At 63.4% G+C, this 18,516-nt stretch carries 14 protein-coding genes; 8 read left to right on the top strand and 6 right to left on the bottom strand.

Going from position 1 to position 18,516, the window contains the following annotated elements:
• Window positions 1-2: 2 nt before the first annotated feature.
• The 5 genes from ERC79_RS12690 to fdxA form a co-directional block, all read right to left on the bottom strand.
• Entirely contained in the window at window positions 3-1,106 is a 1,104-nt protein-coding gene (locus tag ERC79_RS12690) for a trypsin-like peptidase domain-containing protein (protein ID WP_131578659.1), read from the bottom strand.
• Between the two features lie 4 nt (window positions 1,107-1,110).
• Complete coding sequence (gene rfbC / locus ERC79_RS12695; protein WP_131578661.1) at window positions 1,111-1,707, bottom strand: dTDP-4-dehydrorhamnose 3,5-epimerase; 597 nt, start codon at window positions 1,705-1,707, stop codon at window positions 1,111-1,113.
• 2 nt (window positions 1,708-1,709) lie between these two features.
• Complete coding sequence (rfbA, locus tag ERC79_RS12700) at window positions 1,710-2,585, bottom strand: glucose-1-phosphate thymidylyltransferase RfbA (protein ID WP_131578663.1); 876 nt, start codon at window positions 2,583-2,585, stop codon at window positions 1,710-1,712.
• 117 nt (window positions 2,586-2,702) lie between these two features.
• A complete protein-coding gene (locus tag ERC79_RS12705; protein ID WP_207390312.1) occupies window positions 2,703-4,076 on the bottom strand; it encodes an FAD-dependent oxidoreductase in 1,374 nt (457 codons plus the stop codon).
• 30 nt (window positions 4,077-4,106) lie between these two features.
• Window positions 4,107-4,430, bottom strand: coding sequence for a ferredoxin (fdxA, locus tag ERC79_RS12710; protein WP_131578665.1), 324 nt, complete (start codon window positions 4,428-4,430; stop codon window positions 4,107-4,109).
• 328 nt (window positions 4,431-4,758) lie between these two features.
• Here fdxA and ERC79_RS12715 point away from each other — a divergent pair, with 328 nt between their 5' ends.
• Together ERC79_RS12715 and ERC79_RS12720 are read left to right on the top strand one after the other, a co-directional pair.
• Window positions 4,759-6,129 (top strand): FAD-binding oxidoreductase, encoded by a 1,371-nt coding sequence (locus tag ERC79_RS12715; protein ID WP_131578667.1) that lies wholly within the window; start codon window positions 4,759-4,761, stop codon window positions 6,127-6,129.
• 208 nt (window positions 6,130-6,337) lie between these two features.
• A complete protein-coding gene (locus tag ERC79_RS12720) occupies window positions 6,338-7,702 on the top strand; it encodes a DUF2254 domain-containing protein (RefSeq protein WP_131578669.1) in 1,365 nt (454 codons plus the stop codon).
• A gap of 95 nt (window positions 7,703-7,797) precedes the next feature.
• Here the strand turns inward: ERC79_RS12720 and ERC79_RS12725 are convergent, their stop codons facing one another.
• Window positions 7,798-11,103, bottom strand: a complete 3,306-nt coding sequence (locus ERC79_RS12725) for a protein kinase (RefSeq protein WP_165497105.1) — start codon at window positions 11,101-11,103, stop codon at window positions 7,798-7,800.
• A gap of 413 nt (window positions 11,104-11,516) precedes the next feature.
• Here ERC79_RS12725 and ERC79_RS12730 point away from each other — a divergent pair, with 413 nt between their 5' ends.
• The 6 genes from ERC79_RS12730 (at window position 11,517) to ERC79_RS12755 (ending at window position 18,511) form a co-directional block, all read left to right on the top strand.
• Window positions 11,517-13,160, top strand: a complete 1,644-nt coding sequence (locus tag ERC79_RS12730) for an NAD(P)/FAD-dependent oxidoreductase (RefSeq protein WP_131578673.1) — start codon at window positions 11,517-11,519, stop codon at window positions 13,158-13,160.
• A 35-nt stretch (window positions 13,161-13,195) separates the two neighbouring features.
• A complete protein-coding gene (locus ERC79_RS12735) occupies window positions 13,196-14,128 on the top strand; it encodes an alpha/beta hydrolase (RefSeq protein WP_131578675.1) in 933 nt (310 codons plus the stop codon).
• Between the two features lie 51 nt (window positions 14,129-14,179).
• Window positions 14,180-14,746, top strand: a complete 567-nt coding sequence (locus ERC79_RS12740; RefSeq protein WP_131578677.1) for a RidA family protein — start codon at window positions 14,180-14,182, stop codon at window positions 14,744-14,746.
• Between the two features lie 15 nt (window positions 14,747-14,761).
• The gene (gene rfbB / locus ERC79_RS12745) at window positions 14,762-15,757 is read left to right on the top strand and encodes a dTDP-glucose 4,6-dehydratase (protein WP_131578679.1); all 996 of its coding nucleotides are present in this window, start codon (window positions 14,762-14,764) and stop codon (window positions 15,755-15,757) included.
• A gap of 113 nt (window positions 15,758-15,870) precedes the next feature.
• On the top strand, window positions 15,871-16,497 hold the full coding sequence (locus ERC79_RS12750) for a pentapeptide repeat-containing protein (RefSeq protein WP_131578682.1): 627 nt from the start codon (window positions 15,871-15,873) through the stop codon (window positions 16,495-16,497).
• 127 nt (window positions 16,498-16,624) lie between these two features.
• Window positions 16,625-18,511 carry a glycosyltransferase gene (locus ERC79_RS12755; protein WP_131578684.1) on the top strand — a complete coding sequence of 629 codons (1,887 nt, stop codon included), beginning with the start codon at window positions 16,625-16,627 and terminating at the stop codon, window positions 18,509-18,511.
• Window positions 18,512-18,516 lie beyond the last annotated feature (5 nt).

An 18,516-nucleotide genomic window follows, 5' to 3' on the forward strand; every position in this document is an offset into this window, starting at 1 on the left:
TACTAGTGCGGCGGCCCCTCCGCCAGTACGACGGATTCCACCCGTTCAAGCCCGGCTCCGTCGATCCATCGGAGTTTCACGGCGTCCCCGGGGTGCAGGGCGATCATCCGGGTGGTCAGATCGGCGGCGGCCCGGATCGGCACGCCGTCGAACTCGGTGATCACATCGCCGCGCGCCAGCCCGACTCCCTCAGCGGGACTTCGATACCCGACGGCGGCGACCTGCGCGCCGGAGGGTCCGGGGGACTGCGGGCCGCGGTGATCGCGGACGCTGACGCCCAGCAGCGGGGTTGGACCGATGTGCACGGTCTCGGACGAGCGGCCGGCGAGAATCTGGTCGACGAGCGGCATTGCGGCGCCGATGGGGATGGCAAACGACTTGGGTGTGGGCGCATTCTCGGCGTGGCCGTCGACTGCATTGCCCGCACTGCTGACACCGATCACGTTGCCGAGAGCGTCGACGAGTGGGCCGCCGGAGTCGCCCGGCCGAACGTTCGCATCGACTTCGATCAGGCCGGACAGCTGGTTGCGGGAGCCGTCCGTCGTATTTCGGGTCGTCACCGCCACGCCCAGGCGGGTGACGGCGCCGGGTGCGGATACCGGAACTCCACCGCCCTCGGCGTTTCCGATCGCCGTGACGGCGTCGCCGACCCGGACCGCATTCGACGATCCCAGGACGGCCGCGGGCAGGCCCTTCGCCCCGGTGAGCCGCAGCACCGCGAGATCTCGGGAGCTGTCGTATCCGAGTACTTCGACGGCATACTTCGCCTTGTCGTGCATGCTCGTTGCCGTGATGTCCGATCCGCCGTCGATCACATGGTGGTTGGTGAGCACCACGGCGTCCGGGCTGAGCACGATCCCAGTGCCGGCCATCTCAGTGAATCCCGACGTGGCGGTGATGGTCACGATGGTGGGAACCACCCGGTTCGAGATCTCCTCGGGGCTGAGCGCAATCGCCGATGGTGGCGCGGGTGCGACGACGGCAGCCGGCGGCGAAGCGTCGATAGTGCCGTGTTCGAGCGGAATTGCCACGAGCGCGAGGCCTGCGGCCGCGAGCACTGCCAGAGCAGCACTGAAAACACTGCGGCGCAGACGATTCGCGGTCACCGAGTCAGTGCACCCCCTCCTCGTTCTGCGGCAGCAGACCCGAGTCCAGAGCCTGTCGCAGTGTGGGTGCGGCAAGATCCTTGTCCGACAGCTTCCATTGCAGTGGGGTGCCGTCGCGTCCGACTGTGGGCCAGTCGATGCCGATTTCCGGATCCAGTGGGCTCACCTCGTGCTCGCGCTCGGGGTTGTAACCCGTCGAACACATGTACACCACGGTCGAGCCGTCCTCGAGGGACAGGAAAGCGTGGCCGAGACCTTCGGAGATGAAGCTCGCTCGCCGGTCGATGTCGTCGAGCAGGATCGAATCCCACTGCCCGAACGTGGGCGAGCCGACCTGTAAATCGACCACGACGTCGAGCACCGCGCCATTTACGCATGTGACGTACTTGGCCTGCCCGGGCGAGGCGTCGGCGAAGTGCACGCCGCGCAGTACACCCGCTGCGGATACCGAGCAGTTCGCCTGCTGCAGATCCAGTGTCCGGCCGGTGGCATCCGAGAATCCGGGCTCCTTGAACCACTCGAGGAACAGCCCTCGGTCGTCGCTGAACTGTCGGGGCGTGATCTCCCACGCTCCTGGAACCTTCAATTCCCGATAATCCATGATCACCATTCTCTACCGCGGTCGAGCAGTGCCAGCAGGTACGTGCCGTAGCCGGACTTGACCAGCGGTTCGGCGCGCTCACGCAGCTCGTCGTCGGAAATGAAGCCGCGTCGCCACGCGACCTCCTCGGGCACGCCGATCTTGAGACCCTGCCGCTGCTCGATGGTCCGCACGTAGTTGGACGCGTCGAGCAACGAGTCGAATGTGCCGGTATCCAACCAAGCAGTGCCACGCGGAAGAACCTCGACCTGCAGCCGTCCGGCCTCGAGATATGTCCGGTTGACGTCGGTGATCTCGTATTCGCCACGCGCGGACGGCTCGAGGTCGCGGGCGATGGACACGACGTCGTTGTCGTAGAAGTACAGCCCCGGCACCGCATAGTTGGAGCGCGGCGTCGCCGGCTTCTCCTCCAGTGAGACTGCCATCCCGTCGTCGTCGAACTCGATGACGCCGTACGCGCGGGGTTCGGACACCCAGTAGCCGAACACGGCGCCGCCTTTGACGTGGTGGAAGCGGGTGAGCGTCGTGCCCAGGCCAGGGCCGTAGAAGATGTTGTCACCCAAGACGAGCGCGACGGAGTCGGTGCCGATGTGGTCGGCGCCGAGCACGAAGGCCTGCGCGAGACCGTTCGGTTCGGCCTGCACCTGATAGCTCAGCGAAATCCCGAAGCGGGACCCGTCGCCGAGGAGTAGACGGAACTGCTCGGCGTCGCCGGGGGTGGTGATGATCAGGATGTCGCGGATCCCGGCCAATAGGAGCGTGGTGAGCGGGTAGTAGATCATCGGCTTGTCATAGACCGGCACAAGCTGCTTGCTCACACCGAGCGTGATCGGGTGCAGTCGGCTGCCCGTGCCGCCGGCCAGGATGATTCCGCGCATGTATTGCAGTGTTTCATGCACCGGCGCGGGATTTCGTGAGAGTGGCCAGGGCTGGCCGTTCCGCGTCCGGATTGCCGCCTCCGCCAGGGTGTCGACCCCGTTGCGCACACCGACCCGCTATGTTTGATCTCGTGGTTGCGTGCCGATAGTGACCAGTTCGTCGCGTTCGACGATTTTGATGCGATCCCGGCCACACGCTGCGCCGAGTTCTCTTTCTGCGGAGTCGATCCGGAGCCAGCCGTCCCAGTCGACCGTCCGAAGGTTGCGGTCCCGGAGTAGGCCGTCGACGCCCTGCCTGTCGAGGCGCGGACGAGCGTCGGCGGCGACCCGCGCGAGCAGGGTGTCAACGGTCTGGCGGGCGTCGGACTTCGTCGACCCGATCAGCCCGACGGGGCCGCGCTTGATCCATCCCGTCGTGTAAAGCCCGGGAACGTGATTGCCGTGATTGTCGACGACAGCGCCCGCGACGTGTGGGACGGTGTTGGAGGCATGATCGAACGGGACGCCAGCCAGTGCTGTGCTCGCGTACCCGACGGCGCGGTAGACCGCCTGCACGTCATGCTCGACGAACTCGCCGGATCCGAATGCGTGCCCGTATCCGTCAGGGGCCATGACCTCGGTGCGCAGACCCTCGACGGTGTCGGCGCCGAGGACTGCAGCCGGAGCGTGGTGGAAGTGCAGGTACACCCGCCGTGATGCCGTGCGCCGGTCTGCCGGGATGCGGGACCACTCGCGCATGGTCTCCACGATGTGGTGGACCGGGGTGAACTGCCGCGTCATCCGGTCGAGGTGCGGATTCGATTCGAGATCAGCAGGATTCACTATCACGTCGACGTCGAGCTGGTCACCGAGTTCGCGAAGCTCTATCGGCGAGAAGCGGACGTCGGCGGGGCCGCGCCGGGCGAACAGGTGGACGTCACGAATCGGGTTCGCCGCGAGGTCTTGGTACACCCTGTCGGAAACGTCGGTATCGGACAACGTATGCGCGTGCTTGATCAGCATCCGGGTCACATCCAAGGCGACGTTGCCCGCGCCGATCACGGCCACCGACTCGGCGCTCAGTGGCCACGTGGTGTGTGCGTCCGGATGCCCGTTGTACCAGGAGACGAAGTCGGCTGCGCCGAACGATCCGGGTAGTCGGATACCGGGGATGTCCAGCGTCGCATCGCGGGAGGCGCCGGTGGCGATGATGACAGCGTCGTAGGCATCGCGCAGTTCGTCGACGGTGATTTCGGTTCCGATCTCGATGTTGCACAACAGGCGAATGTTGCTGCCGTCGAGCACGCCGTGGAGCGATTCGACAATCTTCTTGATTCTCGGATGGTCGGGCGAAACCCCGTACCGGACAAGCCCGTAGGGGGCTGGAAGGAGCTCGATAAGGTCGATCTTCGTGCGCGGCGCAAGATGGGAGAGGACGCCGGCCGCATGGATGCCGGCGGGTCCGGCTCCGACGACGGCGACGTGAAGGGGTGGAGACGACAGCGACGTCAAGGTGCAGCTCCTCGGAAGTTCTGAGCGCGCTCAGTCTGGCGTCTTCGGCTGGACCGCCGCGACGATGGGGTGATCGCGATGGATCGGACCTTTCCGGGTGCCACCTCCTGGCGAGCCGAGGCTGGCGAAGAAGTCGACATTCGCGGTGTAGTAGGAGGCGAAATCGGCAGGAAGATCGTCTTCGTAGAATATGGCTTCAACTGGGCAAACTGGTTCGCATGCACCGTAATCCACACATTCGTCAGGATGGATGTAGAGCATCCGTCCGCCCTCGTAGATGCAGTCGACAGGGCATTCCTCGATGCACGCCTTGTCTTTGAGATCCACGCATGGCAGTGCAATCACATACGTCATGGGCGCTACGCTAGAACTTCAACAGCGGTTGAGGTCAAGTCTGCGGCGAGAATCCCGTTCCGCCTGTGTGTCGAGAAGCTCGACTGGACTGCTGCGGAGACATCGCCTCAGCTGATTGTCACGAGTAGCGTTGTCACGCTGAGGATTAGGCAAGAATGGAACGGCTGCCGAGTGGAGCGGATCTCGAGTCGAGTTCTCGGGGCATCGCCGCCGGACCAGCTCGGGGGAGTGGTCCGATCGAGATATGTGTTGAGATCTCCTCCAACTTTGGTGACTTGCAACACATTTAGTCGAAATTTTGGCCATCGATCGGGATATCGTGCCGAGCATGCATGGCATCGAGAATTTGAACGTACTCGCACATCGACTGTCACCGGGCTCTCTGCTCACAGATCCTGACTTGCTCGAGTCCTATCGGCAGGATTGGAGTTTTGATCCGGATTCCGGAACGCCTGCGGCAGTTGTCCGCGCCGCCGACAGGGCGGAAGTCGAGGAAGTGCTCAGGTTCGCCAACGAATACGGCATTCCGGTGGTACCCCGTGGATCGGGAACCAGCGTGGTCGGGGGTTCCACGGCTATCGACGGAGCCATCACCCTCAGCCTCGAGCGGATGACCGCCATCAATGTCGACCCGGCATCACGGACTGCTGTCGTCGAGCCAGGAGCTCTCACTGTCGACGTCAAGTTGGCTGCCGCCGCCGCTGGTTTGTTCTATCCCCCGGATCCGTCGTCGTACGAGATCTGCTCGATCGGCGGCAATGTGGCGACCAATGCGGGCGGGCCGTGCTGTGCGAAATACGGTGTTACCAGTGACTATGTATTGGGTATGACGGTTGTTCTCGCCGATGGTTCAGCCGTTGAGCTCGGTGGGGCTCGTGTGAAGGATTCACCTGGTTTGGCGTTGGCGAAGCTCTTCGTCGGAAGCGAGGGGACCCTCGGGGTGATCACCAGCATCACACTGCGTCTCGTCCCTCATCCCTCTCCGGCGCACACTCTGGTTGCCTACTTCCCGCACATGCGCGAAGCAGCTGCTGCCTCGCACGATATTGCGGTTGCTCTCCGGCCGTCCCAGCTCGAGATCATGGACAACGCCGCTGTCAATGTGGCAGAGGACTTCCTCAGGATGGATCTCGACCGGACGGCAGGAGCGCTGCTGATTGCATGCTCCGATGCGGGCGCAGCAGCGGAGAGTGAGGTGGCCAGGATGGAGAAGATCTGCGAAAAACTCAACAGCACAGCTGTCTTCAAGACCGACGACCGGTTCGAAGGGGAGCTGTTCGATCGCCCGCGTCATGCGATCTATGAGGCGCTCGAGAAGGCCGGAGTGGTGATCAGTGACGACGTAGCGGTACCAAATCGACATCTCTCGGCGTTGACCGAGGGCCTAGCAGCAATAGCGGAGCGGAATCGCACGACCATCGTCAGTTGCACACATGCTGCCGATGAACTGACCCACCCAGTCCTGAGCTACCCCCACGGCAACGAATCCGCCGCTGTCGCTGCAGCGGTGGCGAGAAGGGAAGTTCATGAACTCGTTGCTGCACTCGGTGGCACCATTTCGACCGAGTACGGTATTGGCCGTCAGAAGAGAGCCGCTCTGGCAGCCAGCGTGGCACCGGAACTCCTATCGCTGCACCGGCGCATCAAGCAAGCAATCGATCCATCCAACATCCTCAATCCCGATGTTCTGATCCCGTAGCCAGGTCAGGGCGCGCTTCTCGAATCAGTACGGCGTGCACCACAGTGACCCCGGGCACCGCGAGGCTGGACGGACCTTGTCGGTGATCTGGGAAGGCTGTGTATCGGTGCTCGCGAGGAGGTGGTCCCAGTGAGTTAAGCTCGCCGAACATGGCGAGCCGGGAAGTCTGGTCGGCGAACAGTTACTCCTTCGACCATCAAGGCGTGCAATGCGAAGAATTTTGCGGCCATTCCCGGTACGCGGCGGGGCCTATCTCGAAGCCGATTGGCGTCGGGAGGCGTTGCGCACCAACCTGTGGCTGGTACCGGCTATCGAGGCGATCGTCGTCATCGGGCTCTTCGGCGTGACGCAGGCGCTCGACCGGGCGGTCTACTCCAGCGATACGGCATGGCCGTCCTGGGTGGTGAGTGGCACCGCGGATGCGGCCCGGCAGACTCTGACCACCATCGCGGCCGCGCTGATCACGGTGGTCGGCGTCGTGTTCTCGATCACGATCGTCGCGCTGACCCTCGCTTCCACCCAGTTCGGTCCGCGCATGTTGCGCAACTTCATCCGCGACCGCGGAACGCAGTTGACCCTGGGCACGTTCGTGGCCACCTTCCTCTACGCCGTCATGGTGCTGGTCTCGATCAGTCCGGGGCCGCACGGCGACTTTGTGCCACACCTGTCCGTCACGGTCGCGCTTGCATTGACGGTTACCGATCTCGCAGTTCTGATCTACTTCATAAACCACATCACCACGACCATCCAACTGCCACAAGTCATTGCGGGTATCGCAGCCGATCTATCCGAGGAGATCGATGTTCAGAGCGATGCCACGGAGGACCAGTGCCGCAGCGGCCCGTCCGTGGAGGAATCGCTGGCCTTGATCCATGAGAGCGGCGCCGTCGTCTACACCCCACGTAGCGGCTACCTACAGTTCATCCGGCACGAAACGCTGGTGCAGATCGCGACCGACGCCGGAGCCGTCATCCACCTGCCCTATCGGCCCGGGCACTTCCTCGTCCGTGGGCATGTCCTCGCCCACGTGTGGCCGGCGGAAGCGGCTGGCCAAGTTGCCGAGCATCTCGAGCGTGGGCACGTCACCGGGCCGTACCGCACGCTGACTCAGGACGTGTCCTTCGCGGTCGACCAGCTCGTCGAAATAGCTTTGCGTGCCCTCTCTCCCGCCGTCAACGACACCTTCACCGCGCTGAACTGCATCGACTGGCTCAGCGACGGCCTGTGTCGGATCACCACCGACTGGCAGCCGAGACGGATCCGCCGCGATCGTGACGGACGCATCCGTCTGATCACCTACCAGCCCGAGTACGACCGGCTTGTGCAACGCGCCTTCGAGAAGATCCGTCAGGCCAGCGGAGGTATGCCTGCTGTGATGATCCGTCAACTCGATGCACTTGCCAAGATCCTCGGGAAGACGGATGTGCTCGAACGTCGGCAGGTGCTCCTCGATCAAGCCGCGATGATCCAGCGGGCCAACCTCGCCACGGTGACCGAGGCAGCCGATCGCGACGACGTAAGCCGCCGCTATCAGGTATTGCTCGACCTGAACGACCAACTCGAGAAGGGTTGAGGTGGCGTGTCGGGATGACGTCACGCACAGCCGATTGTTCGCCCCGAGAAGGGAACACCAGTCTCTGGACTGCTCGGCCCCGTGAAGAGCCGAGACTAGGTGCGCTGCGGGCCGTCCTCACCGGCGAGCGCAGTTCTGCTCGCGAGCCATGATGCGATCTGCGTTCTCGATGTGAAGTCGAGCTTGGCGAGGATCCTCTCGACATGCCCGTCGACTGTTCGTGTCGAGATGACGAGTGATTCGGCGATCGCTCGATTGCTCAGTCCCCTGGAGACCAGTGCGGCAATCTCATGCTCTCGTTTCGTCAAGGGTGACGTCGGTGTGGCCGACTCGTGAGGTTGACGCTGGCCGGCTGTTCGGGCGGCGCCGATTGCCAGATCGATAGCGGCATCCTTGTCCAGCTTGAGATGCGACTCCGACAGTTCGGTCATCCGTTTGTTTCCCAGCACGTTCGCTGCCTTCTTCGCCGACTCGATCGAGTCGCGCTGCAGATGTGGGCCGAAGGCCTCGACCGAGGTACCGAGCCTGCTCCAGACCGCGCCGGCCGCGGCCACCAGTTCAGCTGCCCGGTCGAAGTTCGATGTGGACGCCGCAATCCAGGAGAGCAGCTCGATGGTGAGTGCGGTGCAGATGCTGTCCTTGAAGTCGTGCTGCATGGACAGCGCGTCGAGGGCGTCCTGCTGGGCTCGGTCGAATTCCTCGAGATGCCAGTGGCAGACTCCGCTGATCCACAATGCGTACGAGCGTGCCCACCTTTCGCCCTGTCCGTTACTGAGTGCCAGGGCATCACGACACGTCTGCAAGGCCTCGATGTGGTGACCGTTGTAGGTCTGGGCCATGGCCAGCTGGAACTGGGTCGTGAGTTGTGAGGCGAGGTCTCCTAGCTCTACGTGTCGAGTGAGAGCCTGCTCGAGCAGGTTGATCGCACCCGCCGCGTCACCAGAGAAGAGGTGGTGCTCCGCTTTCCATTGCGCAACATGTGTTGCGAGCCGAGGGTCGTCATTCTTGCGGGCCAACTCATCACACTCGGCCAACCATGCCGCAGCGCTGTTGCGGTCCCCTTGGATGAGCGCAACCCAGGCCGCTACCCAGAGAGCCTCTCCATGCTGCGGGTTGGGATCAACCATTGCAGCCAGGATCTCTTCGAGGCACCGTCGCCCATCACTGAGAAAGCCTCCGGCTATCCAGTGATATCGAAGGAGCGCTGCAAGTTCTGCCGCAGATCCCAACTCCTCCGGAGTGTTGGTCGACCACTCCAGTGCGGAGATCAGATTCGAGTGATTGCGGCGCGTCTCTGCCAATGCTTCCGCTTGGCCCGGTCCGCACCAGGTCTCGACCATCCGCGCGGCGCGATCGAGGTAGTGGTCACGGTGGCGGCGTTTGACGGTAGCGTAATCGCCTGAGGTAGAAAGTATTTCGGAACCATACTCGCGTACTGTCATCAGCTGGCGGTATCGGACGATTTCGCCGTCGCGATCGGTTACGAGAATCGACTTGGCCACCAATCGGTCCAGCACATCGAGTATGACGTCCGGGGTGAGGTCGCCGAATCCGCATACTTGTTCCGCGGCTTCGAGATCGAAATTGCCTGCAAACACGGAAAGCCTTGACCACAAGACCTTTTCGGGTTCAGTGCACAGTTCGTAACTCCAGTCGATGAGTGCACGCAGAGTCTGCTGCCGCGGCAACGCCACTCGGTCTCCGCTGGTCAGCAGCTGGAATCGACGATCGAGGCGCTCGACGATTTGTGTTACGGACAGGGTTCGAAGGCGGGCCGATGCGAGTTCGATTGCAAGTGGAATTCCGTCGAGCCGGTTGCACAATTGCACGATGGCGTTCGCGTTCCGCTCGGTCACCTCGAACTCGGGAGTGATGCTGCGGGCCCGGTCGATCAGAAGGCGTACCGCCTCGAAATGGTCGATACCGTCGGGCGTACAGGGCCCGTCCAGCGGTGGCGTGGACAGGGGCGGAATCACGTAGATGTGCTCACCGGCGATGGAGAGCGGTTCTCTGCTGGTGGCAAGGATTCGAACACCGCGCGCTTCGACGAGCAGCTCTGCGACCATGGTGGCCGCCGCCCGGAGAAGATGCTCACAGTTGTCGAGCACAATCAGCATCTGGCGGTCGTGTAAGTAGTCGATGAGTTTGCCGATCGCCTCACGATTGGACTGATCCGGTACCGCCAGGGCTGACACGACGGCGTCGGCGACGCGAGACGCATCTTCGACACTCGCCAACTCGACGATGCGCACCCCGTCGCGGAAGGTCTTGCGGGAGCGTTCGGCGAGTTCGTAAGCGATCCTCGTCTTACCAACTCCCCCTGGACCTGTCAGCGTCACCAGGCGGGATTCCGCAAGTGTCGTTCGCGCCTCGGAGAGGAGCCTTTTCCTACCGACGAAACTGGTCACCGCGATGTGCGGGACAGCTCTGGTGCGTGGATTCTGCCGTCGCGAAGCGGGGCGAATCGCCGGCGGTTGCTCAGCCATGCGATCGCGGGCGAGGGCTGGTAGTGCCATCTCGCCAACAGTCAGCCCGCAAGTGCGTTGGGCATTGCGCAGGTCGTCGCCCAACTCTGCCGCGGAACTGTGCCGGGCGGCCGGATCCTCCGCCATTGCGCGCTCGATCACCTTACGCACAGCTTCGGGTAGCCCATCCAGGTTCAGATCTGGACCCTGTACGGTGTCGGCCTGCACGGGCGGGATATGGGACGGCTCGACGCTCTGTTGTTCCAACTGCGCGTACCCGGTGAGAGCGCTGAGAAGCAGAGCTCCCAGATCGTAGACGTCCGATGCAACGCTCGGCGGCTCTGCCGGGATCAGTTCTGGTGGTGTACAGGTTTGCGGCGCCGCCTCGAAGTTGGTAGACGGTCGAACGTCATCGCAGACGCGAGCGATGCCGAAATCGGTGAGTTGAGGTTCGTTGTACTCGCTGAAGATCACATTCGTGGGCTTGACGCCTTGATGGACTACCCCGGCCCGGTGCGCGGTCTCCAGTGCGCCAGCGAGCTTCACCCCGATATCGAGAGTCTCACCCAAGGGCACGGGTCCCTCCCGCCGAATACGGGTGTCGAGCGATCCTTGTGGATGTTGCGGCATGACGATGTAGGGGCGACCAGTGGCGGTCACTCCGATCTGAAGAATGCTGACGATGTTGGGATGGTCGGACAGTCGCCCCATGTCCTGATGTGCGTGGACAAAGTGCTCGAGATGCTCATCGTCGAGACCAGGTGCCAGAACCTTGACGGCCACGGTTCGGTCAAGCGCGCGTTGGAAGCAACTGTAAACAACCCCGTACTTACCGCGGCCAACCTCGTGGGCGTTCTCGAATCCGTCAGCTTCGAGCTCGGCGCACGGGTCGACCGCTTGTCGACATCGGGTTGATTCTGGGTTGCGTTCGGCCATTGCCTCAACTTCTTGGTGGTCTGTTGGAGAAGTCCGGCTGACACTATCGATGACCCGCGAGGTCTCCAAGGACGGCAACAGCCGAACGGGCATCTCAGGCAGCGTGCCCGAGATCCTAGATCTTGTGCAAGGTCGACGCAGACCGTTCAGGCATCTTGCTCAAGTGAATTGGACGGAAACCGTGCCATGCCGTGTGCTGCCTCGGCAGCACGCTCAACCCTCGGATCCGAAAACCGACCGATTGTGTTGTGCGGCGTGCCATGGCTGCCCGGATCCTGCTGCAGCGACCTACCCGTATTCGACGTGATCTGTGACACAGGTACCCGATGGGGTGATCTCCCCCCAGCGCCGGGGAGGTTCGAGGACGACTCTATGACACCGATCACACAGTCCAATCCCTTGGGAGGCACACCATGACTGCTCGCACCACAGATGGGCGCACTGCCGATTTCGACGCCATCGTCATCGGCGCCGGGTTCGCCGGCCTCTACGCCCTCCACAAGCTGCGGGACCGGATGGGCTTGTCCGCTCGTGTCTTCGACGTCGCCTCCGATGTAGGCGGAACCTGGTACTGGAATCGCTATCCCGGTGCTCGCTGTGACATCGAGAGCATCCACTACTCCTACTCGTTCTCTGCAGAACTGCAGCAGGAATGGGAGTGGACCGAGAAGTTTGCCGCCCAGCCCGAGATTCTCCGCTATCTCAACCACGTCGCCGACCGGTTCGACCTGCGCAAAGACATCCAGTTCAACACCCGTGTCACGTCGATGGTCTGGGACGATGACGAATCTCTGTGGCGGATCGGCGCAGAGGACGGGACGACCGCAACTGCAAAGTTCGTGATCTCGGGCGCCGGAAACCTGTCGGTACCGAAGAAGCCGGAGTTCAACGGCATCGAATCCTTCAAGGGCGAGGTGTATCTCACCGGGAACTGGCCCCATGAGCCAGTCGACTTCACAGGTAAGCGGGTCGGCGTCATCGGTACCGGTTCGAGCGGAATTCAGGCCATCGCCGAGATTGCGAAGACGGCAGGCCACCTGACTGTCTTCCAGCGGACACCGAATTACGCCACGCCGATCGGCAACGGGCCTTCCTGTCCCGACATGGTGCGTGAGGTCAAAGCCAACTACGCAGAGATTCGTGACGCCTCGCGTAACCACTTCCTGGGTGTCCCGTACACCCAGGTTCAGCCCTCGGCGCTCGCGGTGTCCGCAGAACAGAGGCGCCGGACCTTCGACGAGCGATGGAACGCCGGTGGTTTCCAGCTCTTTGTCGACAGCTACCAAGACATCCTCTTCGACAAGGCCGCGAACGACACGGTGTCCGATTACATCCGCGACCGCATCCGCGAGCGCGTCGACAACCCGGCTGTTGCCGAGCTGCTCGTCCCCAAGGATCACGCCTACGGAACCAAGCGGCCGCCGCTCGAGACGAACTACTACGAGGTCTACAACCAGGACGACGTCACGCTTGTCGACGTCAAGAGCGCTCCGATCCAGGAGATCACTGCATCCGGAGTTCGCACCGCCGACAGTGACTTCGAGCTCGATGTCATCGTCCTTGCCACCGGATTCGACGCCATGACCGGGCCATTGATGAACCTGGGAATCGTCGGGCGTGAGGGCACGAAGCTCTCCGACAAGTGGGCTGCAGGCCCTCGAACCTACCTCGGGCTCGCGGTCAACGGTTTTCCCAACCTGTTTCTCGTCACGGGGCCGCAAAGCCCGTCGGTTCTCTACAACATGCCGCTCGCGATCGAAGATCATGTCGACTTCGCCACCGATGCGATGAAGTACATGAGCGAGAACGGAATCGATGTCATCGAGCCGACTCTCGAGGCCGAAGACCAGTGGGTCGAGCACGTATACGAAATCGCTCAGGGAACTCTCATGCCGGAGGCCGAATCCTGGTACATGGGCGCGAACATTCCCGGCAAAGCCCGTGCCTGCATGGTGTACCTGGGCGGCGCACCCACTTACCGAGCGACCTGCGACGAGGTCGTAGCCAAGGGGTACAACGGTTTCGCCCTCACGAGCTCTCGCGTCCTCACGGCCTAGCCCACTCGAATCCAGCCCTCCGAAGGAGAAACGACATGCCACTAGACGAACGTGCGCAAACCCTGATCGACGCCATGGCGGACCAGGGGGCACGTCCATTCGAGCTGATGACCCCACAGGAATGCCGAGAGGTCGTCGACACTTTCACCGGACTCCAGGCGCCACCCGAGGAGGTCGCGCAGGTTCTCGATTCCACCTACCAGGGTCCCGCCGGCGACCAGAGCCTCAGAATCTACATTCCCGACGCCGTCGGACCGCTACCGATCGTCGTCTACTTCCATGGTGGAGGTTTCGTCGGAGGCGGGTTGGCCGTCGTGGACGAGCCTGCGCGCGCGTTGGCAAACGACGTGGGGACGATAGTCGTCACTGTCAGCTACCGGCTTGCTCCGGAGAACAAGTTCCCTGCCGCGACGGATGACACCTTCGCCGCTCTGAAATGGGTTGCCGCACATGCCACAGAATTCGGTGGTGACCCGGAGCGAATCGCCGTCATGGGCGACAGCGCGGGTGGAAATCTGGCCGCTGTCGCAGCTCAGCGCGCACGTGATGAGGGCGGACCTCACCTTGCCGCGCAGGTTCTGATCTATCCGGTCGTCGATTCGACCGCGAATCTGCCGTCGCGGACAGAATTCGGCGACGGGTATGTCATCACGGCCTCTGCCCTCGACTGGTTCTGGGAGCAGTACCTCCCGTCCCTGGCGGCCGCGGAGAGCCCGCTGGCCACGCCTTCCAGGGCGCAGTCCCTCGCCGATCTGCCACCCGCACTTGTTCTGTCGACGGAATGCGAAGTCTCCCGCGACGAGGCAGAGGCGTATGCACGGCAACTTGCGCAGGCAGGTGTCGAGACCGAGGCCGTGCGCCTCGATGGTCTGATGCACGGCGCCTACTGGATGTCCGGCGCGGTGCCCCGCAGTCGCGAAATCCATGACGCAATCGTCCGGTTCCTGTCGAAGCAGTTCGCCAGCTGAGCCCACTGGATGATGATATTTGTCAATAGTCCTGTGCGATAGGGAGATTGTATGAACGAGAGAGTTTCCGGGCAGGAACTCGTGAACGCCGAGCCTGCGGGTTTGGACTCCGAAAGGAGGGTTTTGACATCCGACTCGATCCCTTCGCCGAGGTTTCCCTACAGTCCGTGCGTTCGTATCGGCCCCATTGTGCAGATTTCGGGAATGGTCGGTTTGGATCCGGAAACTGGAGAACTCGTTTCGGGCGGACCGGGTCCTGAAGTGGCGCGGGTTTTCGCCAACCTGAAGCTGGCGATGCCGGACTATGGGGTGAGCTTTCGGGAACTGTTGATCGCACGAATATACACAACTGAGTTCGATAAGTTCGATCAGATCAATGCGGCATGGAGTGTGGTTTTCGAAGGGGAAGCGGCCCCGCCCGCCAGATCTGCGGTGGGTGTATCCGCTCTCCCTCTGGGTGCCACTGTCGAAATCGAATTTTCCTTTGTCAACTGGCCCGGTTTTCCGGATCCTCGGCCCAGAGTCGAATTTCAGCCGGCCGGAAATAGAACTGGGTTTCGACAGGGTATTACCGCTTCTCCCGAATCGGTGGGCGCATGCTGTCCGCCGCAGTCGTGAGTACTGTTTGTCCACATGAGGCTGCTCGTCACCGGTGGCGCCGGGTTCATAGGTGCCAATTTCGTCCACCAGACCGTCGCGGAACGGCCCGACGTCCGGGTCACGGTCCTCGACGCCCTGACGTATGCCGGGAACATGGACTCGCTGAACGCGGTCGCGGACCGGATCGGGTTCGTCCATGGCGACATCGCGGATGCGGACGTCGTGAATCGTCTGGTCGCCGATTCCGACGCCGTCGTCCACTTCGCGGCCGAGTCCCACAACGACAACTCCCTCGCCGACCCGTGGCCGTTCGTGCGCACCAATGTCGTGGGCACGTTCACGCTGCTACAGGCCGTCCGCGACCACGACGTCCGCTACCACCACATCTCCACCGACGAGGTGTACGGCGATCTCGAGCTTGACGATCCGGCGCGGTTCACCGAGTCCACCGCTTACAACCCGTCGAGCCCGTACTCGTCGACAAAGGCGTCGAGCGATCTGCTCGTGCGGGCGTGGGCGCGCTCGTTCGGGATCCGCGCGACGCTGTCGAACTGCTCCAACAACTACGGTCCGTTCCAGCATGTCGAAAAGTTCATTCCGCGGCAGATCACGAATCTGCTCGACGGCGTCCGCCCCAAGCTGTACGGACAGGGCCGCAATGTCCGCGACTGGATCCACGTCGACGACCACAACCGTGCGGTGTGGGACGTTCTCGAGCGCGGCACCATCGGGGAGACGTACCTGATCGGCGCGGACGGAGAGGTCGACAACCGCACGGTGATTGCGATGTTGCTCGAGCTTTTCGGGCGACCCGCTGATGATTTCGATTTCGTGCCCGATCGCCCCGGCCACGACCTGCGGTACGCGATCGACTCGGCGCGGCTGCGCACCGAGCTCGGCTGGGAGCCCCGCTACCGTGACTTCCGCAGTGGTCTCGAGGCCACCGTGCAGTGGTACCGCGAGCATCCTGAGTGGTGGCGTCCGGCGAAATCGGCCACCGAAGCCGGATACGCGCGCACCGGGCAGTAGCCCCAGCCGGGTCCAACAGCTCGTTCCGGCCACGGAGACGGCCTCGCCGCGGTAGCGTCACCAGCGTTCGTGTCGGGATCATCACTCGGGGTCGAACCGGAGGGGGCACTCGTATGGGGGCCGGACCGCAGAACATGTCACGCCGCAGCCACCGCGGGCTCGTGCGGGCCGTCTTGGTTGCGTCCGCCGTCGCAGCGGTGAGTCTGGCCACCGCAGGTCAAGCCGCGGCCGACCCCGTTGCAGGCGCCCCGCCGTGCTCGCCAGTGCGGTTGGAAGGGTTGCTGGCCAACGCCGCCAATGCGGTGGCGCCAGGTCTCGAGCTGCCGATTCCGTGTCAGGACGCGGTCGGTGTCGGCGTCGTCGGCCCAGCCGAGGTGCAGGCCGGTCTGATCGGTTCGGCCGTCGTCGCCGGACTCGGCAGTCTCGGGCTGATCGGCGCGAGCAGCATCGACTGGAACAACATCGGTCCTGACAACACCGGCTCCTTCAATACGGGCTGGGCCAACACGGGATCGGACAACGTCGGCTCAGCCAATACCGGATCCGCGAACGTGGGCTCGGCTAACACCGGATCGGGCAATATCGGCTCCGCGAATACCGGCTCCGGCAACGTAGGCTCCGCGAATACCGGCTCGGCCAATCTGGGTTCGATGAACACCGGCTCGCTCACGTACGGATCGATGAAGACGGGTATCGGTTCACTGGCCGCTGGCTCGCTCGGAATCGGCACGCTCAGCTGACCGGCTTCGTCCCGCTGTCGATCGATCATGCACGGTGTGGCGGTCTCGGCATTGATACCCTGCGTCAGGCGGGAGAAGTCGGGTTCTCGCCGGTCGTAATGTCGTCGGGAACGGTGGGAAGCAACTTATGAGCAAGCGGTCGGTTGGACCTGTGGATTCCACCACGGAGGCGGTGCGCAACGCACTGCACGAGCACGACGCGCCAGCTCGGCTGACAGTGGCGCGCGGTGTGTTCACCGGCCCCACCGCGAAGGTCGACGACGACCTGTACGCCAGCATTTCGGCAGGTCGGGCCCATCGGGAGCGGTTCGTACTGACCCTCGAGCAGGGCGCGACGGTCGACACCGACACCTACTTCGGGCGCTTCGCCGCCAGCTACTACCAGCGCTGGACCACAGTCCGCGAGGTCTCGGTGGGCTTCGCGTATGAGGCCGACGGCCCGTCCCGCGTACTGCTGCGCGGCTCGGATTCCGGTGGCAACGAGCGCACGCTCGCCACACTCGAGATCGACGGTGGCGGGACGGCGACGCTGTCGGCAACGCTCGACGCGTACCTCGACGGCGGTTCGCTGTGGATCGAGTTCACCGCGATCGACGGCCGCCTCGTCGTCCGCGAACTCGTGTGGACGGTGCCGGCGCCGTCAGTGATCCGGCCCGCCGCGATCGCGATCTGCACCTTCAACCGCGCCGACGACTGTGCCGACACCGTCGCCGCGATCGCCCGCGACAAGCAGATGCTCGAGGGCATCGACGCGGTGTACGTCGTAGACCAGGGCAGCGATCACGTGTCCGACCGCGAGCTGTTCGGGGAGGTCGCCGCGCAGCTCGGCGACAAGCTGGTCTACCTGCGTCAGCCCAACCTCGGTGGCGCAGGCGGCTTCACTCGTGGCATGTACGAGGTGTCGGCGATCAACGAGCACGCCAATGTGATCCTGATGGACGACGACATCCTGTGCGAGCCCGAAACGGTGCTGCGGATGAACGCGTTTGCGAACGTCACCACCGAGCCGACGCTCGTCGGCGCGCAGATGCTGTATCTGATGAACCCGCAGAACCTGCACGTGAGCGCAGAAGAGGCGGACCTGACCAAGCTCAAAGCCGGTCGCTGGGCGGCGAACTCGCTGCATGACGCGAATCTGAAGAAGAAGCGCCAGGACAAGCGCGTCGACGCCGGCTACAACGCGTGGTGGTCGTGCCTGATCCCGGCAGAGGTGGTGTCTCGGATCGGCCTGCCGATCCCGATGTTCTTCCAGTGGGACGACATCGAGTACGGCATCCGCGCCCGTGCCGCCGGGTTCGTCACTGTCACCCTGCCGAATGCTGGTGTGTGGCATGCGGACTTCCACTGGAAGGACCGCGACGACTGGGCGAAGTACTTCAGCATCCGCAACTCGCTGATCGTGGCGGCGCTGCACAGCGAGTTCGACACGAAGGCGCTCAGCACACTGCTGGCCCGCGAGATCGCTCAGTACCTGGTATCGATGCAGTACGGCCTCGCGTACACGATGCTCCGCGGTATCGAGGACTTTCTTGCGGGGCCGACGATTCTGCAGGACGGCGGCCAGTCGGTGCTCGGCTCGATTCGCAAGGAGCGCAGCGTCTTCCCTGAGACCGTCAAGCATCCTGCCGACAACATTCCGGGGGTGCGGTCGGCGGATCTGGTGACGCGGCTAGCTGGCTTCGAGCCGAAGGGCGAGCGGATCGACGCGGTGCTCGCCAAGCGTGCGACGTACCAGTGGCTCGGCCGAACAGTACCGGGTGTTGCGAACATCCCTGCATCCGAAGCGCATTGGTGGCACGTTTCGCTGTTCGATCAGGCTGTGGTAACCGATGCGTCGCAGTCGGGTGTGCGGATTCGCAAGCGTGACAAGGCAACTGCCCGCGAGCTCACCGCCCGCACCGCGAAGCTGATGAAGCGGTTCCGGGCGGAGGGCGGCGACGCGCAGGCGAAGTTCCGTGCGGCGCTGCCGCAGCTGACCAGCCGCGAGAACTGGGGCCGGCTCTACCGCGAGTGAGCGCC

The sequence above is a fragment of the Rhodococcus sp. ABRD24 genome (assembly GCF_004328705.1).
Classification (GTDB): Bacteria; Actinomycetota; Actinomycetes; order Mycobacteriales; family Mycobacteriaceae; genus Prescottella.